12 protein-coding genes and 2 pseudogenes are annotated in these 17,058 nt (G+C 60.5%); 10 read left to right on the plus strand and 4 right to left on the minus strand.

Going from position 1 to position 17,058, the window contains the following annotated elements; genetic code table 11:
* Positions 1–33: 33 nt before the first annotated feature.
* The gene (locus tag PKE98_RS21155) at positions 34–927 is read right to left on the minus strand and encodes an alpha/beta hydrolase (protein WP_271197377.1); all 894 of its coding nucleotides are present in this window, start codon (positions 925–927) and stop codon (positions 34–36) included.
* Between the two features lie 253 nt (positions 928–1,180).
* On the opposite strand from PKE98_RS21155, the gene PKE98_RS21160 reads away from it, so the two are divergent.
* The 5 genes and pseudogenes from PKE98_RS21160 to dusA all read left to right on the plus strand — a co-directional run bounded on the left by PKE98_RS21160 (position 1,181) and on the right by dusA (position 5,663).
* Positions 1,181–2,074 (plus strand): phytanoyl-CoA dioxygenase family protein, encoded by an 894-nt coding sequence (locus tag PKE98_RS21160; RefSeq protein WP_271197378.1) that lies wholly within the window; start codon positions 1,181–1,183, stop codon positions 2,072–2,074.
* A gap of 29 nt (positions 2,075–2,103) precedes the next feature.
* A complete protein-coding gene (locus tag PKE98_RS21165) occupies positions 2,104–3,480 on the plus strand; it encodes an aspartate aminotransferase family protein (protein ID WP_271197379.1) in 1,377 nt (458 codons plus the stop codon).
* 429 nt (positions 3,481–3,909) lie between these two features.
* Positions 3,910–4,170 (plus strand): annotated as a pseudogene (locus PKE98_RS21170) (PAS domain-containing protein); the annotation flags it as partial.
* Positions 4,159–4,446, plus strand: a pseudogene (locus tag PKE98_RS21175) (methyl-accepting chemotaxis protein); the annotation flags it as partial. The pseudogenes PKE98_RS21170 and PKE98_RS21175, both read left to right, overlap by 12 nt.
* Positions 4,447–4,658: 212 nt before the next feature.
* Positions 4,659–5,663 (plus strand): tRNA dihydrouridine(20/20a) synthase DusA, encoded by a 1,005-nt coding sequence (gene dusA, locus PKE98_RS21180; RefSeq protein ID WP_271197380.1) that lies wholly within the window; start codon positions 4,659–4,661, stop codon positions 5,661–5,663.
* Between the two features lie 61 nt (positions 5,664–5,724).
* Here the strand turns inward: dusA and PKE98_RS21185 are convergent, their stop codons facing one another.
* Positions 5,725–6,747: a zinc-dependent alcohol dehydrogenase family protein gene (locus PKE98_RS21185; RefSeq protein WP_271197381.1), complete on the minus strand. Its 1,023-nt coding sequence runs from the start codon at positions 6,745–6,747 to the stop codon at positions 5,725–5,727.
* A 186-nt stretch (positions 6,748–6,933) separates the two neighbouring features.
* Here PKE98_RS21185 and PKE98_RS21190 point away from each other — a divergent pair, with 186 nt between their 5' ends.
* From PKE98_RS21190 to tal, 5 genes are all read left to right on the plus strand, one after another.
* The gene (locus tag PKE98_RS21190; protein WP_271197382.1) at positions 6,934–7,857 is read left to right on the plus strand and encodes a LysR family transcriptional regulator; all 924 of its coding nucleotides are present in this window, start codon (positions 6,934–6,936) and stop codon (positions 7,855–7,857) included.
* Between the two features lie 279 nt (positions 7,858–8,136).
* Entirely contained in the window at positions 8,137–9,384 is a 1,248-nt protein-coding gene (gene mexE, locus PKE98_RS21195; RefSeq protein WP_271197383.1) for a multidrug efflux RND transporter periplasmic adaptor subunit MexE, read from the plus strand.
* 27 nt (positions 9,385–9,411) lie between these two features.
* A complete protein-coding gene (locus PKE98_RS21200; protein WP_271197384.1) occupies positions 9,412–12,591 on the plus strand; it encodes an efflux RND transporter permease subunit in 3,180 nt (1,059 codons plus the stop codon).
* Positions 12,591–14,003 carry an efflux transporter outer membrane subunit gene (locus tag PKE98_RS21205; RefSeq protein WP_271197385.1) on the plus strand — a complete coding sequence of 471 codons (1,413 nt, stop codon included), beginning with the start codon at positions 12,591–12,593 and terminating at the stop codon, positions 14,001–14,003. Before PKE98_RS21200 ends, PKE98_RS21205 begins: the two co-directional genes overlap by 1 nt.
* A gap of 237 nt (positions 14,004–14,240) precedes the next feature.
* On the plus strand, positions 14,241–15,167 hold the full coding sequence (gene tal / locus PKE98_RS21210) for a transaldolase (protein WP_271197386.1): 927 nt from the start codon (positions 14,241–14,243) through the stop codon (positions 15,165–15,167).
* A 79-nt stretch (positions 15,168–15,246) separates the two neighbouring features.
* Here the strand turns inward: tal and rssC are convergent, their stop codons facing one another.
* The gene (gene rssC, locus PKE98_RS21215; RefSeq protein ID WP_271197387.1) at positions 15,247–15,729 is read right to left on the minus strand and encodes an anti-sigma factor antagonist RssC; all 483 of its coding nucleotides are present in this window, start codon (positions 15,727–15,729) and stop codon (positions 15,247–15,249) included.
* Positions 15,730–15,772: 43 nt separating this feature from the next.
* Positions 15,773–16,957, minus strand: a complete 1,185-nt coding sequence (rssB, locus tag PKE98_RS21220) for a two-component system response regulator RssB (RefSeq protein ID WP_271197388.1) — start codon at positions 16,955–16,957, stop codon at positions 15,773–15,775.
* Positions 16,958–17,058 lie beyond the last annotated feature (101 nt).

Consider the following 17,058-nt stretch of genomic DNA (forward strand, 5'->3'; position numbering starts at 1 on the left):
GAGCAGACCGGTGTTGAGGTTAAAAAAGGCCGATCACAGGTGGCGTTTGAACCACTCGATCGCGGCGCCGCTGGAAGCCTTGAACTCGCTCAGGTACGGGTCGAAGTGGCCGCAGTTGAGCAACACCAGGTTCTTTGGCTGCAGGGCTTTCTCGTAGGCGCGTAGCGCGGCGTCGGGCACGGTGACGGTGTCTTTAAGCGCGACGATCACCTGCAGCGGCGTGGGGCTGATGCGGTCGATGGCGTATCCCGGTTCGTACTCGTTTAGCAGCTCGATACTTTTGAGCGTGACCTCGTTGCGCCACGCCGGCGCGACGCTATTGCCGCTTTCGGTAAAGAACTCAAAGCAGTCTTGGCCCGGCAGCGCGCAATCGGCTTTAGGGTCTTCGGCGACCACCTCCATGAGCAGCGGCTGCTCGCCTGCGTAAACCGCCGCGCGGTCGGCCTCAAACGCTTCGATCAAGCCGGGCAGCAAATCCGGGCGAACTGCCATGCGCACGTCGGCCGAACCGCTGATGGCCGGCACTTGGGACGACACACACTTCACCCGACGATCAAACGCCGCCACCTGCAGCACATGGCCGCCGCTGTAGCTGGAACCCCATACGCCAACCCGCGCCGCATCGATGTTGTCCAGGCTGCTGACGTAGGTAATGGCGTCGCGGTAATCGCGCACCTGCAACAGCGGGTCGGCCTCTTGGCGCGGCAAGCCTTCACTGGCGCCGAAGTTGCGGTTGTCGTAGACCAGCACGGCAAACCCCTGCCCGGCGAAGACCTCGGCATAGCGGTCGAGGTACTGCTCTTTCACCGCCGTAAAACCGTGGGCCATAACGATTACAGGAAGTTTGGCGGTGGCGTCTACGGGGGCATACAGCCAGCCTTTCAGGGTCAGGCCGTCAGTGGTTTTGAAGCTGATATCGCTGCGCATAAACATCTCCTGCCGAATGGGAACCAGAGGTGGCAAAGGTTCTTTTCAGCAGATGGTGCCGTTGACGAAAACACCCGCACAGGTTCGCGGTGGCCAAACTTCTGTGCGCGCTAGCCAATCGTTGCGGTGACCGGCAAAGCCCAGATAAATGGCCGGCATCCACCTGTTTGGCCGTGCATGCCGGTCCTACTATCGGTCCATGCCTTGCGCCGTTGCGCAACGTGCTCAGCGTCCCACACGACTGGAGAAAATCATGCTCGCCACCCAGACCCAAGCTCACCACGAACCGATGTTGAAACTGCGCGAAGTTGCCGCGGGCACTGCGCCAGACATCGTCAAGCGCATCATTGACGAAGACGGCGGCGTCATTATCAAAGGGTTGTTCAGCGCCCAGGTCGACCGTTTCAACGCCGAGATGGACCCCATCGTCGCCGACTGGGCATCGGGCAACAGCACCTGCCCGGAATGGATGCAGGAGTTCACCGGTAAAAAGACCAAGCGCGTGACCCAGTTAATTCGCCGTAGCAAAACCTTTCGCGAAGAGATGCTCGACCACGAGATTCTACTGTCGTACATCGACACCATGATGCTGGAAACCAGCGATGCCTACTGGATGAACGCGGCGCAAATCATCGAGATTCAGCCCACCGAAAAACTCCAGTACCTGCACCGTGACCTGGAGAACTACCCGGTGTTTCGCAGCCTGGGCCCAGCGGGGCCGGAAGTGATGTGCAACTGCCTGGTGGCGCTGTCTGAATACACCGAAGAAATGGGCGCCACGCGCATCATTCCCGGCAGCCAGAGCTGGCCGGATTTCAACGACCGCGAGCGCATCGACAACACCCCGACCATTCCGGTGGTGATGGAAAAAGGCGATGCGTTTTTGTACTCCGGCAAGGTAGTGCATGGCGGCGGCGCCAATATCTCGGACCGTCCGCGCCGCGCCCTCGCCCTGGCGTTCTGCCCGGGCTGGCTGGTGCCAGAAGAAGCCTATCCATTTGCCGTGCCGCTGGAGATGGCGCGCACCCTGAGCAAGCGTGGCCAGCAACTCACGGGCTTTCGTTCCCAGCACAACGAAAAGCTGGGCGGCGGCACCTTGTGGAGCCTGGACTACGTCGAGCTGGCCAAAGTACTGGAACTGGACTGACTCACCCGCGTTGTCGGCAAGGAAACCTGATGCCAGGCTCGATTGATTCATTCGCCACAAAAGACGTGCGCTATCAGCTGCACTCCTACGCCGATGCGCGGGCGCACGAGCAGAAAGGGCCGTTGATTATCGAGCGTGGCGACGGTGTGTTTGTCGTTGATGACAAGGGCAACCGCTACCTGGAGGCCATGGCTGGCCTCTGGAGCGTGGCCCTGGGTTTTAGCGAACAGCGCTTGGTCGATGCGGCCCACCGGCAACTGCAAACGCTGCCCTTCTACCACACGTTCGGGCACAAATCGCACACGCCAAGCATTGCGCTGGCCGAACGCCTAATCGAGTTGGCGCCGGTGCCAATGAGCAAGGTGTACTTCACCAACTCAGGCTCCGAAGCCAACGATGTGCTGATCAAACTGATCTGGTACCGCAACAACGCCATCGGCCAGCCCCGGCGCAAGAAAATCATCAGCCGCGTGGGCGGCTATCACGGCGTCACAGCGTTGAGCGCCAGCCTGACCGGGCTGTCGAGTGTGCACACGGGTTTTGATTTGCCGCTCCCCGGTTTCCTCCATGTATCCACCCCACATTTCTACCGCCAAGGCCGGCCCGGCGAAACCGAAGAACAGTTCGCCGCACGCTTGGCCGATGAGCTTGAAGACCTGATTCTGCGCGAAGGACCCGAGACCATCGCCGCGTTTGTCGCCGAGCCGGTGATGGGCGCCGGCGGCGTGATCGTGGCGCCGGCGACGTACTGGGAACGGGTGCAGCAGGTGTGTCGCCGCCACAACGTGTTAATGGTCGCCGACGAAGTGATTTGCGGCTTTGGCCGCACCGGCAAACGCTTTGGCTGCGAGACCTTTGGCATCACCCCCGACGCCATGATTCTGTCCAAGCAGCTGTCGTCGTCCTACCAGCCCATCGCCGCCGTGCTGATCAATGAACACCTGTACAGCGCCATCGCCGACCAAAGCCACGCGCTAGGCGTGCTGGGCACCGGCTTTACCGGCAGCGGTCATCCGGTGGCGGCTGCCGTGGCCCTGGCCAATATCACCATCATTGAACAAGACCAGTTGATCGAGCACGCCGCGTCCATGGGCCAACGCCTGCACGCCGCGCTCCAGCGTCTGAGCGCTTCGCCACTGGTGGGCGAGGTACGAGGCTGCGGGTTGATCGCGGCGGTGGAACTGGTCGGCGATAAACCCGGCAAAACGCCCTTCGGCACGGTGGGCCGCCTCGGCAAATACTTCACCGAGCGCGCCCAAGCCAACGGTTTGATCGTGCGCGGTATCGGCGACAGCATTGCCTTGTGCCCACCGCTAATCATCAGCGCCGACGAGATCGACTGGCTGGTAGAGCGCTTCGAACGCTCGCTCAACGAAACCTACGATTGGATGACCACAGGAGCGTAAGACATGGGGCTGTTCAACGGTCGTAAAACCCTCGTGCGTCACATGGTGGAGGCACTCGGGCAGGTGTTGGCCGGACAGCGCGTTAGCACCCCACTCCACACATTTCCCGAACTCTCGCCGGTGCTGGCGCAAGTGGCCGAACGCGTCCAGCAGGTGGAAGCACTGCGGCGCGACCTGCGCGAAACGCCCCCACCGCCCTGCAGCGCCGCACAATTCGCCGAGCTGCAAACGGAACTTGCGCAACGCACCGCCCAGTTGGAAGACATGCACAGGCAACTGCAACGTAGCACTGACGAACAGCAGACACTGACCGAGCAACTGGCCCACTCACACACCGAACAGCACGTCTGGGAAATGATGCAGCTCACGCTGACCGAAGGCTGTTGGGACCTGCAGGTCAACAATGGGGACCCCCATCGGGCTGACAACATGATTCGCTGGTCCGACCAATTCCGCCTGCTCATCGGCCGTACCCCCGCCGACTTCCATAACGACTGGGAAAGTTTTCTGGCCGTCATCCACCCCGATGACCTGCCACGGGTGACACAAGTCACCAACGACTACCTCGCCATTCCCAACAACCGCGAGACGTACGTCAACGAATACCGCATGCGCCACAAAACCCGTGGCGACCTGTGGTTTCGCGAACGCGGGCGCTGCGTCTACGACGCCACCGGCGTGCTCACCCGCGTCATCGGCGCCGTACGCGACATCAGCGACGAACGCTCCGCACTCGAACTGCGCGAACGCGAACAAGCCGGCATGCGCGACACCTACGCCAACATCTCGCAACTCGCCAGCGTCATCAAAAGCGTCGCCGAACAAACCAACCTCCTCGCGCTCAACGCCGCCATCGAAGCCGCCCGCGCCGGCGACCAGGGGCGCGGCTTTGCCGTGGTGGCTGACGAAGTCCGCAACCTGGCGCGCCGCACGCAAGACTCGGTGGGGCAAATTGAAAATATGCTGAAGCAGCGGCAATAGAGAACACCATGCCGCCGCGTAAGCCATCGCTACTCACCCGAATTCATCTCTAAACGTTGGATTGTTAGACGGTTGAAAAAGCGGCAGATTTATTTTTCCTGCTCTAAAACGTGGAGCGACGCTGCGACTTACTTGCATCGGACCGGGTCCGAGTTCCTGATAAACTCCTCGCCCTCCACGCTTTCTAGATACCGACCATGACCGCGCCACTCGCCCTGCCCATCCAAGCTGAACCGTCCCGCCGTTTTTCCGTGGCTCCGATGATGGATTGGACTGACCACCACTGCCGTTTCTTTCTCCGCCTGCTCTCCAAAAACGCCCTGCTCTACACCGAAATGGTCACCACCGGTGCGTTGCTGCGTGGCGACAACCCGCAGCGTTTCCTGCAGCACGATGCTGCCGAATACCCGTTGGCGTTGCAGTTGGGCGGCAGCGTGCCGGCGGAGTTGGCGGCGTGTGCGCGTATGGCGCAGGAGGCGGGTTATCAGGAGGTGAATTTGAATGTGGGCTGCCCGAGTGATCGGGTGCAGAACAATATGATTGGCGCGTGTTTGATGGGCCATCCGGGGTTGGTGGCGGATTGTGTGAAGGCAATGCGCGACGCGGTGTCGATTCCGGTGACGGTGAAGCACCGTATTGGGATTGATGGCCGCGACAGTTATGCAGAGTTGGTGGATTTTGTTGGGCAGGTGAAAGACGCGGGGTGCCGCAGTTTTACGGTGCATGCGCGGATTGCGATTTTGGCGGGGTTGTCGCCAAAGGAGAACCGTGAGATTCCGCCGCTGCGCTATGACGTGGCGGCGCAGTTGAAGGCGGATTTTCCGGAGCTGGAAATTGTGCTTAACGGCGGCATCAAGACGCTGGAGGAGTGCCAGACGCATTTGAAGACGTTCGATGGCGTGATGCTGGGCCGTGAGGCGTACCACAACCCGTACTTGCTGGCGCAGGTGGATCAGCAGTTGTTTGGCAGCGAGGCGCCGGTGATCAGCCGTCTGGAGGCGTTACAGGCGCTACGACCTTATATAGCCGCACACGTAGCCAGTGGTGGCACGATGCACCATGTGACGCGGCATGTGTTGGGCTTGGGGACGGGTTTTTCAGGGGCCCGCAAGTTTCGCCAGATGTTGTCGGTGGACATTCACAAGGCGCCGGACCCGCTGGCCTTGCTTGACCAGGCAGGTGAGTTGTTGCGGGGGAAATAGCCTTCTCTATTCGACACTGGCGGCGGATACCCCAACGGGGTATCCGCCCTACGTAGCCAAGTTAATCGTTTACTTCAATTACCACGCGACCCTGTTTCGGGCATTTTTCCATGTAGCGGTGTGCTTCCACGAAGTCGTTAAAGGCGAATACCTTTTCTACTCGCGGTTGCAGCACGCGGTCGCGGGCCAGTTGGTTGAGCGCGGTCAATGCGTTGGCCACGGCTTCCTTGTCGGGCGGAATGTCCAGCTCGGGCTTGCCGGTAAAGTTACCGATGCAGTGCACGAAGAACTGAATATTCTTCTGGAACGCGGCGCAGGCCGGGAACGGGGTCTGGTTGCCGCCCTGCAGGCCGTACAACACCAGGCGACCACGCGGGGCAATGACATCGCCCAGCAGGCACATCTGCGGACCACCCAGGCCATCGAGCACCACATCTACACCGCGCTTGTCGGTGTATTTGTTGATGGCGGCGACCAGGTCCTGCTCTTCGGTGACGATCACTTTTTCAGCGCCCAGGGCGATCAGCGACTCGCGGTCTTCCGGGTCTTTGGTGGCGGCGATTACGCGCAGGCCCAGTGCTTTACCCAGTTGCACAAACGCCGGGCCCGAACAGTGGGAGGCGTCGGTGATCAGCACGGTTTGCCCGGCCTTGGCCTTGGCCAGTTCCACGTAGGCAAAGTAGGCGATCAGCAGCGGGGTATAGAAGCCGCTGGCTTCAACCGGGCTCAGCACGTCATCGGGGTAACGGGTCAACGAGGCGCGCGGCAGCACCAGTTCGTCGCCGTAACCGGGGTATTGGTTGGCGCTGTGACCGGGAAAGCTGGCGACTTTATCGCCCACTTTCAGGTCGTCTACGCCAGCGCCAACGGCAGTCACCACGCCGGCTACTTCCTGGCCGATACCGGCAGGCAAATGGGCTGGGCTGGGGGCCAGGTTCTGGCGCCAGAGCACGTCGTGCCAGCTGACGCTGATGGCTTCAACCCGCAGCAATACCTCTCCAGCCGCCGGTTGTGCGGTAGGTTGTTCTTCCAGCTTCAAGACCTCAGCTGGGCCGAACTGATGGAATCGGATTACACGGGACATCGCTCACCTCGCATGTGGACTCCCAATGGCCACGGACTTTATCGGGGCTTTGCCAGCAAAACCACCCGCGTCTATCAATAGTCGACATAAATGCCAATGATGGCGCCGCTTGACGCCAGCTTCGCCGCCCGTCAGCCTCTTGCCCCAGGAACCGCTCTAGAGCACTCAGGTACAGGGTAGCGCTGAATGAATCGTAACGACCTCCGCCGCGTGGATCTCAACTTGCTGATCGTGTTTGAAACGCTGATGCACGAGCGCAGCGTGACGCGTGCGGCGGAAAAGCTGTTTCTCGGTCAGCCGGCGATCAGTGCGGCGCTGTCGCGGCTGCGCAGTCTATTCGACGACCCGCTGTTTGTGCGAACCGGTCGTAGCATGGAGCCTACGGCGCGGGCCTCGGAAATCTTCGGCTTGCTGTCGCCGGCGCTCGATTCGATTTCCACCGCGGTCAGCCGCGCTTCGGAATTCGACCCGGCCACCAGCACGGCCGTCTTTCGTATAGGCCTCTCGGACGACGTTGAGTTCGGACTACTTCCTGCCCTCTTGCGCCGTGTGCGCGCCGAAGCCCCCGGCGTGGTGATTGTGGTACGCCGCGCCAACTACCTGTTGATGCCCAACTTGCTGGCCTCCGGCGAGATTTCGGTGGGCGTGAGCTACACCGACGAATTGCCGGCCAACGCCAAGCGCAAAACCCTGCGCAAGAGCAAACCGCAGCTGCTGCGGGCCGACTCGGCGCCGGGAAAGCTGACCTTGGACGAATACTGCGCACGGCCTCACGCGCTGGTTTCCTTTGCCGGCGACCTCAATGGCTTTATCGATGAGGAGCTGGAAAAGGTTGGGCGTAAGCGCAAAGTGGTGCTGGCGGTGCCACAGTTCAATGGGCTGGGCACGTTGTTGTCGGGTACCGACCTGGTGACCATCGTGCCGGACTACACCGCTGCGGCGTTGACGGCTACCGGCGGCGTACGGGCTGAAGATGTACCCGAAGGTATACCGGCGCGCTCGTTCGAGCTGTCCATGGCCTGGCGCGGCGCGCAGGACAACGACCCGGCCGAGCGGTGGTTGCGCTCGCGCATTACGATGTTTGTGTCTGATCCGGATAGTTTGGGTTAGCTGCAGGTTTTGCGTCGGCCTGCAATTCTGGGTCACCGGCTGCCCGGGGAACGACGGTGTTTTAATTTCAAAGCCCCGTCATTCCGGCGCAGGCCGGAATCCAGAATCGTACAGGCACCACTCATTTAAGCCTCAGTTCCCCCTCCCCGTACTATTACCGTCAGATGAACCAAACATCATTAATATTGATATCCAACTTCGGTTTGTTCGATTCGTCTGACGTCTCATTGCGCCATCACACTCCGCCCATCCTAAGAAACCTATGGCGGAGTCCCACCCATGCAACAGTCCCTATCAGCCTTGCGTTACCCATTGGCCGCCCTCGCCCTGGTGATTATCAGTGCGTGTGGCAAAGCGCCCGAAGCCACCGCGCAGTTGCCGGTCGCCAAGGTCAGCGTTGCCGAGGTGTTGCAACAACCCATCAATGAGTGGGACGAGTTCACCGGCCGCCTCGAAGCGCCGGAAGCCGTCGATATCCGCCCTCGCGTTTCCGGTTACATCGACAAAGTGGTGTTCACCGAAGGCTCGCTGGTGAAGAAAGGGGATCTGCTGTTCCAGATCGATCCGCGCCCGTTCGAAGCCGAAGTTCGCAGCCTGGAAGCCCAGTTGCAGCAGGTTCGCGCCAACTTGAGCCGTACCGAAAACGAAGCCAAACGTGGCGAACGTCTGCGTGCCAGCAACGCCATCTCTGCCGAGTTGGCCGATGCCCGTACCAGCGCCGCGCAAGAAGCCCGTGCCGGTGTGGCCAATATCCAGGCGCAACTGGAAAACGCCCGCCTCAACCTGAGTTTTACCCGCATTACCTCGCCGATTGATGGTCGCGTCAGCCGTGCCGACATCACTGCCGGCAACCTGGTGAACGCCGGGCAAACCCTGCTGACCAGCGTGGTTTCCACCGACCGCGTGTACGCCTACTTCGACGTTGATGAGCGCGTGTTCCTCAAATACAACGAGCTCGCCCGTCAAGGCCAGCGCGGCCAGAACAGCCCGGTATACCTGGGCCTGACCGGCGAAGACGGCCACCCGCACCTGGGCCAGATGAATTTCGTTGATAACCAGGTAAACCCCAAAACCGGCACCATCCGTGGCCGCGCGGTATTCGATAACACCGATGGCCGCTTCACCCCTGGCCTATATGCCCGCCTGAAACTGGTTGGCAGCGCCACCTACAACGCCACCCTGATCAACGACGAAGCCGTCGGCACTGACCTGGGCAAGAAGTTTGTATTGGTGGTCGACGCTGAGCATAAAGCGGCGTACCGCGCCGTAGAGCTGGGGCCGAAGCTGGAAGGCTTGCGCATTGTGCGCAGCGGCCTGGCCAAAGGGGACCAGATCGTGGTGAAAGGCCTGCAACGCACTCGCCCAGGCTCGCCGGTAGAACCTCAGGTGGTACCGATGGCTAGCGAGGCCACCATCGCCGCCCTGGCGCAGCAACGTCAGGCGCTGGAAAACAACAACGCGGCGCAAGCCAAGAACGACAAAGTCGTGCAGCAGAAGCTCGCCAGCACTGCTCCGGTACGTGGCTAAGGCCTCTGGCTTACAGGAATCCTTGCGATGAATTTTTCCCAGTTCTTCATTTCCCGGCCGATCTTCGCCGCAGTGTTATCACTGCTGATCCTGATCGCCGGCGCCATCTCGCTGTTCCAGCTACCGATCAGCGAGTACCCGGAAGTAGTGCCGCCAACCGTTGTGGTACGCGCCAACTTCCCGGGTGCCAACCCGAAAGTAATCGGTGAAACCGTAGCCGCACCGCTGGAACAGGCGATTACCGGCGTCGAGAACATGCTGTACATGAGTTCGCAGTCGACCGCCGACGGCAAAATCACCCTGACCATCACCTTCGCCCTGGGCACCGACCTGGACAACGCGCAGGTGCAGGTGCAAAACCGAGTGACCCGTACCCAGCCCAAACTGCCCGAAGAAGTGACGCGCATTGGTATTACGGTGGACAAGGCATCGCCGGACCTGACCATGGTGGTGCACTTGACCTCGCCGGATAAGCGCTACGACATGCTTTACCTGTCCAACTACGCCTTGCTCAATATCAAGGACGAGTTGGCCCGCCTCGGCGGTGTGGGTGATGTGCAGCTGTTCGGTATGGGCGATTACTCCCTGCGCGTATGGCTGGACCCGAACAAGACCGCTTCGCGCAATCTGACTGCAACTGATGTGGTCACCGCCATTCGCGAGCAGAACCGTCAGGTTGCAGCCGGCCAACTGGGTGCCCCACCCTCGCCTAGCTCCACCAGTTTCCAGCTCTCGGTTAACACCCAGGGCCGTCTGGTGAGCGAAGAAGAGTTCGAGAACATCATTATCCGCTCCGGCGAAAACGGTGAAATCACTCGCCTTAAAGACATCGCTCGCGTTGAGCTCGGTTCCAGCCAGTACGCCCTGCGCTCCTTGCTGAACAACGACCCGGCGGTCGCCATCCCGATCTTCCAGCGCCCTGGCTCCAATGCCATCGAAATCTCGAACGAAGTGCGTTCGAAGATGGAAGAGCTGAAGAAAGGCTTTCCGGAAGGCATGGACTACAGCATCGTTTACGACCCGACCATCTTCGTTCGCGGCTCTATCGAGGCAGTGGTGCACACCCTGTTCGAAGCCCTGATTCTGGTGGTGCTGGTAGTAATCCTGTTCCTGCAAACCTGGCGCGCTTCGATCATTCCGTTGGTGGCGGTGCCAGTCTCGCTGATCGGTACGTTTGCCGTGATGCACCTGTTCGGCTTCTCGCTTAACGCGCTGTCGCTGTTCGGCTTGGTGCTGGCCATCGGTATCGTGGTGGACGACGCGATCGTGGTGGTGGAGAACGTGGAGCGCAATATCGGCCTGGGCCTGACGCCCGTCGAGGCCACCAAGCGCGCCATGCGTGAAGTGACCGGCCCGATCATTGCCACGGCGCTGGTGCTTTGTGCGGTGTTTATTCCGGCGGCCTTTATTTCCGGCCTTACCGGGCAGTTCTATAAACAGTTCGCCCTGACCATCGCCATTTCCACCGTGATTTCGGCCTTTAACTCGCTGACCCTGTCGCCAGCGTTGGCGGCGGTGTTGCTCAAAGACCACCATGCGCCGAAAGACCGCTTTACCAAGGTGCTGGACAAGCTGTTGGGCGGCTGGTTGTTCGGGCCCTTCAACCGCTTCTTCGAAAAAGCCAGCCGTGGCTATGTCGGCACCGTGGCACGGGTAATCCGTAGCAGTGGTATTGCGCTGGTGGTGTACGGCGGTCTGATGGCGCTGACCTACGCCGGTTTCGCCTCGACGCCCACCGGCTTTGTACCGGCGCAAGACAAGCAGTACCTGGTGGCGTTTGCCCAATTGCCCGATGCCGCAAGCCTGGACCGCACTGAAGCAGTGATCAAGCAGATGTCGGAACTGGCCATGAAGCAACCGGGTGTGGCCAATGCCATTGCCTTCCCGGGTCTGTCGATCAACGGATTCACCAACAGCCCGAACAGCGGCATCGTGTTTGTAGCCCTGAAGGACTTTGATCAGCGCAAAGACCCAAGCCAGTCGGCCGGGGCTATTGCCGGCGCCTTGAACGCCCAGTACGCCGGGATTCAGGAAGCCTATATGGCGATTTTCCCGCCACCTCCGGTGCAAGGGCTGGGCACTATCGGCGGCTTCCGTCTGCAGATTGAAGACCGGGGCGGCCTGGGTTACGAAGAGCTGTACAACGAAACCATGAACATCATCGCCAAGAGCCAGAACGTGCCGGAACTGGCGGGCTTGTTCACCAGCTACCAGGTGAACGTGCCTCAGGTGGATGCCGCGATTGATCGGGAAAAAGCCAAGACCCACGGCGTGGCCATCAGCGACATCTTCGACACCTTGCAGGTGTACCTGGGCTCGCTGTATGCCAACGACTTCAACCGTTTTGGCCGGACCTACCAGGTGAACGTGCAGGCTGAGCAGCAGTTCCGCCTGGAAGCAGAACAGATCGGTCAGCTGAAAGTGCGCAACAACCTGGGCGAGATGATTCCGCTGGCGACCTTCCTGAAGGTCACTGACACCTCAGGCCCGGACCGCGTGATGCACTACAACGGCTTTATCACCGCCGAAATCAATGGTGGCGCAGCGCCAGGGTTCAGCTCGGGGCAAGCGGAAAAAGCCATGGAAAAACTGCTGAAAGACGAACTGCCAAACGGCATGACCTACGAGTGGACCGACCTGACCTATCAGCAAATCCTCTCAGGCAATACCGCGCTGTTCGTATTCCCGCTCTGCGTACTGCTGGCCTTCCTGGTATTGGCTGCTCAGTACGAAAGCTGGAGCCTGCCGCTGGCCGTGATTCTGATCGTACCGATGACCCTGCTGTCGGCCATTACCGGGGTAATCATGTCCGGTGGCGATAACAACATCTTTACCCAGATCGGCTTGATCGTACTGGTGGGGTTGGCCTGTAAGAACGCGATTCTGATCGTTGAGTTTGCCAAGGATAAACAGCTGGAAGGCATGACCCCGTTGGCTGCGGTACTGGAAGCCTGCCGCCTGCGTCTGCGGCCGATTCTGATGACCTCGTTCGCCTTCGTGATGGGTGTAGTGCCCCTGGTGTTCTCCAGCGGTGCCGGTGCGGAAATGCGTCATGCCATGGGCGTGGCGGTGTTCTCCGGCATGCTCGGGGTGACCTTCTTCGGCCTGCTGTTGACCCCGGTGTTCTATGTGTTGATCCGCAACTTCGTGGAGCGCCGCGAAGCGCGCAAAGCTCCCAAAGCGCCTGCACTGGAGGCACACGCATAATGAATTTGAAAGCAGCCTTCGCCCCTACCCTACTGGCACTCGCGCTTAGCGCCTGTGCTGTAGGCCCGGACTATAAAGCGCCGCAAACCGAGCCGGCCAACGTGGCGGCCGCCGCCCAAGGTAACTACGACCGCAGCAAATTTGAAGTGAGCTGGTGGCAGCAGTTTGACGACCCCACCCTGAACCAGCTGGTGAGCCAGTCGCTGCAGGAAAACCGTCAACTGCGCGTGGCCTTCGCCCGCTTGAAAGCGGCCCGCGCCATCCGCGATGACGTGGCCAATGACCGCTTCCCGGTGGTCACCAGCCGCGCCAGCAGCGAAAACGGCAAGGCCCAGCAACCGGGCATTACCGAAAACCGCGTGCGTAATGAGCGCTATGACCTGGGGCTGGATATGGCCTGGGAAATCGACCTGTTCGGCCGAATTCAACGGCAACTGGAAGCCAGTGACGCCGAGCAGGATGTTGCCGAGGCTGAGCTGTATCAGCTGCAAGTGAGCCTGATTGCCGAGCTGGTGGATGCCTACGGCGAACTGCGCGGCGCGCAATTGCGCGAGAACATCGCTCGCAGCAACCTGAAAAACCAGCAGGAGTCCCGCAACCTCACCGACACCATGCGTGAGGCCGGCGTGGGCAGCGAGTTGGACGTTCTGCGGGCCGATGCACGCCTGGCGGCCACCGAGGCCACCCTGCCGCAGCTGCAAGCGCAAGAGGTGCGTTCGCGTAACCGTATCGCCACCCTGCTCGGCCAGCGCCCGGACCAATTGACCGTGGATTTGAGCCCGCGGGCGATCCCGGCGATTGCCAAGGCCTTGCCGATTGGCGACCCAGCGGAGCTGCTGCGTCGGCGCCCGGACATTCGCATTGCCGAGCGGCAACTGGCAGCGGCTACGGCCAATGTCGGCGTGGCCACGGCGGACCTGTTCCCACGGGTGAACGTCGCCGGCTTCCTCGGCTTTACTTCGGCACGCGGTTCGCAGTTGGGTTCCTCGGCGGCACGGGCCTGGGGTGTGGCGCCAACCATCAGCTGGGCGGCATTTGACTTGGGTAGCGTGAGAGCGCGTATCCGTGGCGCCGATGCCGATTCCGAAGGCGCGCTGGCCAACTATGAGCAGCAAGTGTTGGTGGCCCTGGAAGAGTCGGAAAACGCGTTTAGCGATTACGGCAAACGCCAGGAGAGTCTGGTCTCGCTGCTGCGTCAGAGCGAGGCTAGCCGTGCGGCAGCTGATCAGGCCTCGATTCGCTACCGCGAAGGCACCTCGGACTTCCTGGTTCTGTTGGACGCTGAACGTGAGCGCCTGGCTGCCGAAGATGCGCAAGCGCAGGCCGAGGTGGACGTGTATCACGGCATCGTGTCGATCTATAAAGCGTTGGGTGGCGGCTGGCAGGCGCCGGCGACTGTCGCTACACGTTAACCCGTGCCCTTGTAGGAGCCAGCTTGCTGGCGAACCGCGCAAACGCCATTTCGAACGTTTCCAGGGTTCGCCAGCAAGCTGGCTCCTACAAAAGCGATCTGATTTCGTCGGGAAACTGGCGCATCGGGGTGGCAACGTCAAAAACACCGTTGAATGTCACACGTCAGCCGTTGAGCCGGGCTAGCCGCTCGGGTAAGGTCTAAGCATTCGTTGCATTCGTTACCACAAGGCCGCGCCATGACCTCCAAGCTTGAACAACTCAAACAGTTCACCACCGTGGTTGCCGACACGGGCGATATCGATGCCATTGCCCGTCTGAAACCTGTCGACGCCACCACCAACCCTTCCCTGCTGCTCAAAGCCGCCGCCATGCCAGGCTATGCCGACCTGCTTAATCAGGCCGTGGCCGATTGCAATGGCGACCTGGGCCTGGCCAGCGACCGTTTTGGCGTAGCCGTGGGCCAAGGCATTCTCAAGGTGATTCCGGGGCGTATTTCCACCGAAGTGGATGCCCGCCTGTCGTTCGATACCGACGCCACCCTGGCACGTGCTTACCGCCTGGTAGAGCTTTATGAAAAAGCCGGCGTTGGGCGCGAGCGCATCCTGATCAAAATCGCCTCCACCTGGGAAGGCATCCGCGCCGCCGAACAACTGGAACGCGCTGGCATCCAGACCAACCTGACCCTGCTGTTCTCCTTTGCTCAGGCTGCCGCCTGCGCCGATGCCGGGATCTTTCTGATTTCGCCATTCGTGGGCCGAATCTACGATTGGTTCAAAAAGGCTGAAGGCCGCGATTTTGTGGGCGCCGAAGACCCGGGCGTGAAGTCGGTGACGCGCATCTACAACTACTACAAGGCCAACGGCTACAACACCGTGGTGATGGGGGCGAGCTTCCGCAATATCGGCCAGATCGAACAGCTGGCCGGCTGCGACCGCCTGACCATCAGCCCGGAACTGCTGCAGCAACTGTCGGATGACGACGGTTCGCTGGTGCGCGTTCTGCGTGAGGGCAATGCCGGTGAACCCAAGCAGGTGCCGACCGAAAGCAGCTTCCGCTGGGCGATGAACGAGGAAGCGATGTCGACCGAAAAACTGGCCGAAGGTATTCGCCAGTTCGCGCGCGATCAGGAAAAACTCGAAGCGCTGCTGGCGGCTAAACGCTAAAACGCGGCCATAAAAAACGCGCGAGGCCCCTCAGACAAAAAGGGCTCTCGCGCGTTTTTTTATGCCGCCAATTTGGTAATCAGCCGCGTTCCAGGGCGTTTACCAGGTCGTGGAACTCTTCACGATTGGACTCGTTCAGGCCCATCAGAATGCGGTGCGCTTCCAGCACCTTGGCCTTCACCACTTCTTCGGACTGATCTTGCGACGGCAGGTCGGCCATTGTTGGCGGACAGGCGACCGGCTGATCAACGATATTGAACACCTGGTCAAAACCCATGGATTGCAGCAAACGGGTGATGTCGGCGTGGGTGGTGACCACGGTGGGCAGCAGCCCGACCTTCTGCCGCGACAGAATCGACAACTTGGCCAACAGGCCCAGCGTGGTGCTGTCGATGCTGCGGGTTTCGGTAAGGTCGATAACGATGGCCGAGAAGTTCAGGGCAGTGAAGATCTTCTCGATCGTGGCGTCCAACGCAGAACAAAGTGTCAGGCGCACTTCACCCACAAACTTGAGAACGAACGTGCCGTTCTGCTCGGCAAACTGAATTCTACCGGTACTCATGCAACGGTACCCTTCCGGCTCATACGGCGCGCGGTCATACAGATCATGCAAGGTTCCTGCTTAACACCAGCAAGGCGATATCATCTGGCATCTCTGCGAGATTGGCCAGCCCAAGCACCTGGCGCAAGCCTTCCAGGCTGCCACCTGCCGTGCACACCAACTCAGGCAACAACGCTTCCTTTTCTTTGAGTGTGTCGCTCGGCAAAAGATCCAGAATGCCGTCAGAAAGCAATGTCAGGCTGAACGAGGCCGGCAAATCGATCACGTGATCGCTGTAGGTCGCCTCATCGAACAAGCCCACTGGCAGGCCACGGCCTTCCAGATAATGCGCCTTGCCTTCGCTGTACATGATCGGCAGCGGTAAATGGCCGCCAATGCTGTAGGTGAGCTTGCCACTCTGCTCGTCAATCACGCCGCCCAACATGGTGACGTGCTTGCCGAGCTTGCAATTGATCAAGCCGCGGTTGATGTGGCCAAGCACATCGGACGGTTTGAATTCGGGGAGCAGACCGCCACGGCGCGATTCGTACAGCAGCCGGGTGGTCATGAATTTCAGCAATACCGTGATAAACGCCGAAGATGCGCCATGGCCGGAAACGTCGGCCAGGTAGAAGGCGATACGGTGGTCATCAAGGCGGAAGTAATCAACGAAGTCGCCCGAGAGGTACAGCGACGGGATGATCTGGTGAGCAAACTGCAAACCATCGACCGACCACGGCGTTACCGGCAACATATTCATCTGCACCTGGCGGCCGGCGTTCTGGTCTTCCTGCAGCAAATTGAGGCTGGCCTGGAGTTCGCGGTTGGCGATTTCCAGTTTCTCGCGATAGCGCTGGTTTTCCAGCCGCAGGTTGGCGCGATCGAGCGCACGGCGCACCGAATGCTCCAGCACGGCGAGGTCTTCGAGGGGTTTGATCAGGTAGTCGGCGGCACCCAGGCGCAAGGCCTCGACTGCATCGCTCATCACGCCCGCACCGGACACGACGATAACCGGGGTTTGCACCTCGAGAGCGTTGATCCGTCGGATCAGTTCTAAGCCGTCGACTTGCGGCATGCGCAGGTCGCAGATTACCAAGTCAGGTTTTTCCTGCTCGAATATCTGCAGACCCTGCAAGCCGTTGCCAGCTTGCAGAACGCTGAAGCCACTGTCTTCCAAGTAGGCAGCCAGGCTGGCGCGCACTACTTCGTCGTCATCAATAATCAGCAGCGAGGCACTGGAATTGTGCATGGGGTACCAGGCAAACGGCGCCAGGGGTGGTTGGCGTGTACGTCAGGCCGATCAGCCGGGACGCGTGTACTAGGGAGATCATGTCAAGGCGCAGACGGTAC

Origin of the sequence: Pseudomonas turukhanskensis, from assembly GCF_027922365.1 — a bacterium.
GTDB classification, from domain to species: domain Bacteria; phylum Pseudomonadota; class Gammaproteobacteria; order Pseudomonadales; family Pseudomonadaceae; genus Aquipseudomonas; species Aquipseudomonas turukhanskensis.